The organism is Galbibacter sp. L-19 (assembly GCF_056857615.1).
In genome coordinates this window covers 1-7,703 of record NZ_JBSXNL010000010.1, presented here as the reverse complement: position 1 = coordinate 7,703, position 7,703 = coordinate 1, and the positions used below count along the sequence as shown (strand labels likewise).

At 31.6% G+C, this 7,703-nt stretch carries 8 protein-coding genes and 3 tRNA genes; 4 read left to right on the top strand and 7 right to left on the bottom strand.

The genetic code is table 11. The annotated features are described in order from the left end of the window. Both AC13CQ_RS00265 and AC13CQ_RS00260 read right to left on the bottom strand, forming a co-directional pair. The coding region (locus AC13CQ_RS00265) for an NAD(P)-binding protein (protein ID WP_482882588.1) at window positions 1-141 on the bottom strand (141 nt) is incomplete at its 3' end. Window positions 142-308: 167 nt separating this feature from the next. Further along, the gene (locus AC13CQ_RS00260; RefSeq protein WP_482882587.1) at window positions 309-917 is read right to left on the bottom strand and encodes a hypothetical protein; all 609 of its coding nucleotides are present in this window, start codon (window positions 915-917) and stop codon (window positions 309-311) included. A gap of 146 nt (window positions 918-1,063) precedes the next feature. Between AC13CQ_RS00260 and AC13CQ_RS00255 the strand changes: the two genes are divergently transcribed. Then, a complete protein-coding gene (locus tag AC13CQ_RS00255; protein WP_482882586.1) occupies window positions 1,064-1,459 on the top strand; it encodes a hypothetical protein in 396 nt (131 codons plus the stop codon). A 119-nt stretch (window positions 1,460-1,578) separates the two neighbouring features. After that, window positions 1,579-2,043 (top strand): helix-turn-helix transcriptional regulator, encoded by a 465-nt coding sequence (locus AC13CQ_RS00250; RefSeq protein WP_482882585.1) that lies wholly within the window; start codon window positions 1,579-1,581, stop codon window positions 2,041-2,043. Here the strand turns inward: AC13CQ_RS00250 and AC13CQ_RS00245 are convergent. The 5 genes from AC13CQ_RS00245 to AC13CQ_RS00225 all read right to left on the bottom strand — a co-directional run bounded on the left by AC13CQ_RS00245 (window position 2,040) and on the right by AC13CQ_RS00225 (window position 5,275). Further along, entirely contained in the window at window positions 2,040-2,498 is a 459-nt protein-coding gene (locus AC13CQ_RS00245) for a COG2426 family protein (protein WP_456867442.1), read from the bottom strand. The two genes, AC13CQ_RS00250 and AC13CQ_RS00245, sit on opposite strands and share 4 nt — an antisense overlap. A gap of 297 nt (window positions 2,499-2,795) precedes the next feature. After that, window positions 2,796-2,869: transfer RNA gene (locus AC13CQ_RS00240), tRNA-Arg, on the bottom strand. Between the two features lie 14 nt (window positions 2,870-2,883). Continuing rightward, window positions 2,884-2,958 (bottom strand) — tRNA-Pro (locus tag AC13CQ_RS00235). Window positions 2,959-3,008: 50 nt separating this feature from the next. Next, window positions 3,009-3,092: transfer RNA gene (locus AC13CQ_RS00230), tRNA-Ser, on the bottom strand. A gap of 134 nt (window positions 3,093-3,226) precedes the next feature. Next, window positions 3,227-5,275, bottom strand: coding sequence for an HD family phosphohydrolase (locus tag AC13CQ_RS00225; protein WP_008612816.1), 2,049 nt, complete (start codon window positions 5,273-5,275; stop codon window positions 3,227-3,229). A gap of 236 nt (window positions 5,276-5,511) precedes the next feature. Here AC13CQ_RS00225 and AC13CQ_RS00220 point away from each other — a divergent pair, with 236 nt between their 5' ends. Further along, the gene (locus AC13CQ_RS00220; protein ID WP_337900061.1) at window positions 5,512-6,687 is read left to right on the top strand and encodes an acetyl-CoA C-acyltransferase; all 1,176 of its coding nucleotides are present in this window, start codon (window positions 5,512-5,514) and stop codon (window positions 6,685-6,687) included. A 24-nt stretch (window positions 6,688-6,711) separates the two neighbouring features. Beyond that, complete coding sequence (locus AC13CQ_RS00215; protein ID WP_008612818.1) at window positions 6,712-7,461, top strand: C40 family peptidase; 750 nt, start codon at window positions 6,712-6,714, stop codon at window positions 7,459-7,461. Window positions 7,462-7,703: the final 242 nt, after the last annotated feature.

The window sequence follows — 7,703 nt, the reverse complement described above, 5'->3', positions numbered from 1 at the left end:
TGGATAAATCTCAGAACATTGCCCTCCTGGTTGTGGTAAGGCATCAATTAAATGGCACTTCAATTTTAATAATCCCGCTTCAAAAACAGTGAATAATCCCGTTGGCCCTGCTCCTATTATTAGTATATCTGTTTTAATCATTTTAAAAATTCTTATGTCTAACAAATATAATATTTATTAAGACTTATTATAAATAATGCAAATGTATTTTATAAGAAGCTAATTAAACCTACGCTAAACGGAACTGTTTGTACGCAATACGGAGAAACTGCGTTTTAAAAACCATGAAAAGGTTTTAAGAATGAATCTTAATTTTTTGAAAGTTTAAATAATACAGATTTTATATGATTTTCTGAAGATTTGTGATACATACTAACATCAAAAATCATAAAATCATTAATTGCAAATGGAGATACGTTGATACATTCTAATAGCTTTAATGATTCTTCATAAGATTTTATCGTAAAGGCAAGACTCATTAACCCTTGTTCGGAAAGCTTTTGATATGTTAAATTTAAATATTCTAGCAGCTCAAAATTATTAATACGAGGATTGATACTCAATATCTTATTGAAAAAGTTGTTTACATAAGGAATATCATTCTCTTCAAAAACACTAAAAAGAGCTTTTCTTTTGGCTATATTTCTTTTAAAACGATTTGTAGCATTTTCTACCAGTTTATGAGATGTTTCTAAAGCAAAATAATTAACTTTTGCTTCGTCTAGAATGAAAGATGTTATAGGATTCATCCCAAAATATAAATCTAATAACCGATCTCTTGATCTCAACTCTAGAGAATCAATAATCAATTCAATATACTTATCATAAGTAACCACATTAGAAGTTACCCCCGCAGATGATGAGATATTTAAATACTTTTCAGTGTCAATATTTTCAGTTCTTTCTAAAACTTTCATTCCCCTTCTATTTTATACATCAAATAAAAAAACAGTCTATATTTATTTAGATTTATTTTAAATAACTATTTTTACAGTCAAAAATAAACCATCCTATAAAGCTACAACCTACGCTTTAAGGAATAAAACCTACGCAATTAGGAATAATGAGAACACTTGAAATTAACATAAATAATACAAAGCCTACTCAATTTAATTTTGGAGACACTAATATCCAAATAGACGAGAAAAACACTATTGAAACTCAAACTGTATTTGATGAATCAAGCATAAAAGGATGGTATAAAGAATCTAATTTTGAAGAATTTAGAATAGGACATGGAAACTATTCAACAACTAAAAATTCAAGAATTGTCTGCAATTATTCGGAGAGAGTTATTGAAATGATTTTTGTCTTAGAAGGGTATTCAAAAGTATATTTTAATAAAAATAACACCCCTCACCTATTTACGAGCAATACACATACTATATTCCATTGTAAAAATGATTCTACTGAAATTGAATTTAAGGATACAAAGTCTCATTTTTTAATCATCAACTAAACACCAAATTCTTTAAAAATCTAATTCCTTCTGAAGCAAATTTTAACGACTTTAAAGAGCTTATTAATGAGAATAAAACGGGGTGCATCAGCAAAGAAAATAATGCTATTCATTCCGCTATGAAAATTGTTATTGAAGACATTATAAATTCCCCATGGGAAGGAGAGTATAGGAAGTTATTTCTTCACTCAAAAATATTAGAATTGTTATTATTACAGCTTGATCAATATAATTCCTTGAAAACAAAAAAGGAAAGTGATATTTCTGTTACAGACACCATGAAAATTAAAAAGGCCAAAGAATATTTATTAAAACATTATAAAGAGCCTATTACCATTCAAAAATTATCTAAAATTGTTGGCACAAATGAGTTTACACTTAAAAAAGGATTTAAAACCCTCTACGGAGAAACAATTTTTTGTTGCGTCAATAATTTAAAAATGACAAAAGCCAAAAAGTTGCTAACTGATAAAAATTTATCGGTGACTCAAGTTTCAGAAATAATAGGTTATAAAAACCCGCAACATTTCTCAACAGCTTTCAAAAAGAAATTTGGATTTGTACCTAGCAAATTAAAACATTAATTTATACCATGATATGTAGCCATTGTCATAGCCATCACCATTACACAAGAAAAGAAAATTCCTACAGTATTTGCTAGAAAAGCTTGCTTATACGGCATTCTAAAAAGATAGGACGCTATACTACCAGCATAAACACCAGTTCCTGGTATTGGGAGCATTACAAAAAGTATAATTCCCCAAAAGCCAAATTTACCAATATTAGATCCAGCACCAGTTTTTACTCTTCTAGCTATCTTTATGGCGCTTCTTTTGTAAAAATTCCAACGCAATAAATGTTTATTTAAGTAATCTAGGAAAAAAGTCATTATAGGAAAAACAAGCACATTTGCTAAGAAACATGTCAAGAAAGACACATACATATTTACATTATTAAATATTGCATAGGGAATTCCCACCTTTGCTTCTCCAAACGGAGATACACTCCACAACATAGCAATAAGAATATCTAAAATCACGCTTAATTTTTTTTCAAAAATATAACTTTTAATTGATAGCTTCACACTTTAAAATCATAATAAAAAAGTAAAAAAATTGGTCTATAAGAATGTATTTTAGGAGCATAGAAACTACTTTTTTTACTTTTAAAAACACTTCTTATTTTTAAGAGAACTAAAGGTTTATAAAATCAACACATTAAATCTACCTCCCTACAGTTACTTTTTATTTGAATAGTGTGTAAGAATATTTAAAAAATCAATAATTATAACTAACAAAAAACAAAAAAGCTCCACTTTTACAAGTGAAGCTTTTTGTGAGCCCGATAGGATTCGAACCTATGACCGCCTCCTTAGAAGGGAGGTGCTCTATCCAGCTGAGCTACGAGCCCGTAACTCTATTTTGTCGGGGTGGCAGGATTCGAACCTGCGACCTCCGCGTCCCAAACGCGGCGCGATAACCGGGCTACGCTACACCCCGATGGTTATCTTTGATTTTGATAAAAAAATCAATTCTTTTAAAAGAAAAAGCGGAGAGACAGGGATTCGAACCCTGGCAACACTTACGCGTTGACAGATTAGCAATCTGCTCCATTACCACTCTGGCACCTCTCCTAATTCTTTAATATCTTTATGAACACACAACCTTAAATTGCGGATGCAAATGTAATAGTTCACCTAGAACAATGCAACTATTTTTCTAATTATTTTTACAACTATTTAATACTTCCCTAGCAACCAACAAAATACTATTCGGGATATTCTATTCTTAAGTGGTAAATATTGGTCAGTTTTTGCTTTAATACCTTTTTAATAGACTCTATTTCTTTAAAAGTAATATTAGCATTTAAGAACTGATCTTCTTCTATTTGCTTATTTATAATTTTATCTACAAATTGATTGATGGTTGTAAACGTAGGGTTTTTTAAACTTTTAGAAGCTGCCTCTACAGAATCGGACATCATTAATATGGCAGTTTCCTTAGAATAAGGAATTGGCCCTGGATATTGAAAATCTTCCCTGTTTACAGTTTCATCTACCTCATAAGCCTTTCTGTAAAAATAATATACCAGAGAAGTTCCATGGTGGGTTCTTATAAAGTCAATCACACGGTCTGGAAGATTATTTTTCTTTGCCAATTCAATCCCTTCTATTACATGGTTTATAATAATTTTAGCACTCTCTACAGGAGATAATTCGTTATGCGGATTTACACTTGTAGTTTGATTTTCGGTGAAATATGCTGGATTATTCATCTTTCCTATATCATGGTACAAAGCTCCTACCCTAACTAGCATGGAGTTTGCACCTATTTCATTAGCTGCAGCTTCTGCCAAATTTGCTACTTGCAATGAATGATGAAACGTTCCTGGGGCTTTATCGGAAAGCTCTTTAAGTAATTTTGAATTGGTGTCAGATAATTCTAACAAAGAAACATCGGAAACTAAAGAAAAAAGCTTTTCATAAATATAAATTAAAGGAAATGCAGCAAGTGTTGCCAATCCATTTAAAACAAACAATCCGAAGGTAACCCAATGAATTGTTTCAAAATTCCCCTCATGAATTACATAGAAAGCGAAATAAGCAATTATATACACTAAGGTTATTTGTCCTACAGAAATAAATAAATTAGCTCGTTTATGAAGTTCTGAGATCGTTTGTATTGTTACAATTCCCGCTATAATTTGTAAAAAAACATATTCAAAACTATTTGGAACTATAAAACCGAGTAATAAAACCGTTAATACGTGTGTAAACAACCCTAAGCGAGGATCGAAAAACGCTTTTAAAATTAATGGCATTATACAAAGTGGGACCACATATACATACTGTGCATTGAATTTAACCACGGTTGTGGTTAAGAAAATCATGACTAAAATATTAAAGAATATAAAAGTAACTTTATTGTTATTTATAAATACATCTGGTCGGTATTTTTGTAAGAATAACAAGAGCATAAACAGTGTAAGTCCTACTAAAATGGTGTAGCCAAAAACAATCCAATTGTAATTATTTTCATTCCATAGTTTCGATTGATATTCCTTACGAAGCGAATTAAGAATATTATATTTCTCTCCTTCAACTACCTCTCCTTTTGCTACAATTCGTTTTCCTTTATCAATATTGCCTCTTGTAGTGGTTACTTTAGCTATTTCTCGCTCCAATGTTTTTTGAGTTAAACCTTCATCAAAAAAAACATTTGGTTGAATAATATCAAAGTAAATACTACTATAAGATTCTTTATATTCAGTAATATTTTTTTCTGATAAAAAGGCGGTAATCACTCGGTCTAACTGACTTAACTTTACAAAGCTTCCGTATAAAATAGTTCGTTCTTCATTTCCTTTAACAACATTTACAACTTTATCTCCATTGTAATCTGTACTATTTTGAACTACCCCTTTCTCATAAATTGTATTTAGCAATTCTTTTCCGTAGGATTGCAATTGCTTCAATTCTCCATTACTAATATTTTCAGAAGAAAAATAAGAAGAAAATTTCTCGTCATATCCATTAAAAACGGCATCTCTAACAGCATTCTCATACCTAAAATAGTCAGGATGATTCGCTTTTATAGCTGCTTTATCACTTTTAATTTCGGCATCTGTTTTATAAATAGCAAAGTCAAAGGGAGCATATAAAGTTTCATACTGCCATAGCTTTCCCTTTTGAAAATCGTACTTAAATTTACCTCCCTTCGGAAATAAATACACTATAAGCACTATGGTGGCTATAAATAAAAACCCCTTGTAAATTAAAGATTGATTTTTATAAAAATTGTCTAAAATATGCTTCATCCATTAGGTATTGATATTCAAATGTAACAAAAAATAGTATCCTTATCAGCATTTATTAAAAACGAACTTTTTGTGATTATCTTTTTAATTTGACTAAATTCGCAACAACAAAACGAGTATTATAAAACCTTCAATATTAAAATAATCAATTTCTTCATTACATATTAGTTATTTTAATTATTGAAAGTTATAGGTAATAACCAGTAAGTATTGGTTCGTTATGCAAAAACAAAAACATGAAAAAAGTTGTAATAGTTTCGGCTGCTAGAACTCCAATTGGAAGTTTTTTAGGTTCACTTTCTACAGTTCCTGCTCCTAAATTAGGCGCAGTTGCTATAAAAGGTGCTTTAGACAAAATAAAATTAGATCCATCTTTAGTTGAAGAGGTTTTAATGGGTAATGTTGTGCAAGCTGGTGAGGGACAGGCTCCTGCAAGGCAAGCAGCAATCTATGCTGGTATTCCAAATACCGTTCCATGTACAACAGTAAATAAGGTCTGTGCAAGCGGAATGAAAGCTGTTATGCAAGCTGCGCAAACTATTGCTCTTGGAGATGCATCTATTGTTGTTGCTGGTGGAATGGAAAATATGAGTCAAATTCCGCATTATGTACATATGCGAAATGGTGTGAAATTTGGCCCAGGAAAAATGGAAGACGGACTCCAAAAAGATGGTTTAGTGGATGCTTACGACCAAAATGCAATGGGGGTTTGTGCGGATGCTTGTGCTACTGAATATAAATTTACTCGTGAAGATCAAGATGCTTTTGCTGTTCAATCTTACCAAAGATCCACAAAAGCATGGAAAGAAGGAAAGTTTGATAATGAAGTAGTTCCTGTTGAAGTACCTCAACGTCGGGGAGATGCTATTATAGTTAAGGAAGATGAAGAATATAAAAATGTAAAACTCGACAAAATACCGTCGCTTAGAGCTGCCTTTAGTAAAGACGGAACTGTAACTGCTGCGAATGCTTCTACAATTAATGACGGGGCTGGAGCAGTTGTTTTAATGAGTGAAGAAAAAGCAAAAGAACTAGGATTAACTCCTTTAGCTACCATAGTAAGTTATGCCGATGCTGCTCAAGAGCCTAAATGGTTTACTACAGCCCCAGCTAAAGCTTTACCAAAAGCACTTGCAAAAGCAAATTTAGAACTTGGAGACATTGATTTCTTTGAGTTTAATGAAGCTTTTTCGGTTGTTGGATTAGCAAATATGAAAATCTTAGGATTAACAGACACCAATGTAAATGTAAATGGAGGTGCTGTTTCTTTAGGTCATCCACTAGGATGTTCGGGAGTTCGTATTTTAATAACATTACTTAATGTATTAGAGCAAAACAACGCCAAAAGAGGAGCTGCAGCCATTTGTAATGGTGGCGGAGGTGCTTCTGCAATTGTAATCGAAAGAAATTAATCCTATCTAATTAACATCAACTAAATGCAATACGGAATTTGTCATCTAAGTATTGTTCCTTTACGTAACGAACCACAACACACAGGAGAATTAAGTTCTCAAGTGCTTTATGGGGATCATTTTAAGGTGTTGGAACAAAGAAAAAAATGGAGTAAAATCCGCTTGGCTTTTGACAAATATGAAGGTTGGATTGAAAATGTTCAATACCAACTTATAGAAGAAGATTTGTACCATACTATCGATAAAGAACCTCAAGTTTTGTCGGCAGACTTGGTAGAGTTTGTTTACGATCAGCAAAACAATCTAATTCCAATTCCTTTAGGGTGTAATATCAAAACGGTTTCTTTTTTAGCCGCTAGTTTTGATGGAGAAAGTAAACATGGTATTTTTCCAAAAGGAAATATTATAGAAACTGCGTTTTTATATTTAAACACTCCTTATTTATGGGGAGGAAAAACGCCTTTTGGCATTGATGGTTCAGGACTAACACAGATGGTTTATAAATTAAATGGATATAAACTACCTAGAGATGCCGCCCAACAATCTAAACAAGGGGAAGCATTAAGTTTTATTGAAGAAAGCGAACCTGGGGATCTTGCTTTTTTTGATGATGAAGAAGGAAATATTGTACATGTTGGTATTATAATGATGGATAATTACATTATTCACGCTCACGGAAAAGTACGAATAGACCGGTTAGATCATACCGGAATTTTTAACGTCGACTCCAAAACACATACCCATAAATTAAGAGTTATAAAGAAAATAGTGTAGGTTTTTTATTTGGTTAATGGTTAATGGTTAATGGTTAATAGTTAATAGTTAATAGTTAATAGTTAATAGTTAATAGTTACAAAATTAAAAAATCCTACTGACTACACTACTCCCCATCTGTAAGACAGTTTAAATATATATCTAATTATTTATGATGCTATTCTTTTTGTATTATAAATTTGATCAGGTGGTACTTTTCCTATTTCAGTATGCCTTCTTTTGGTGTTATAGAATTCAATATA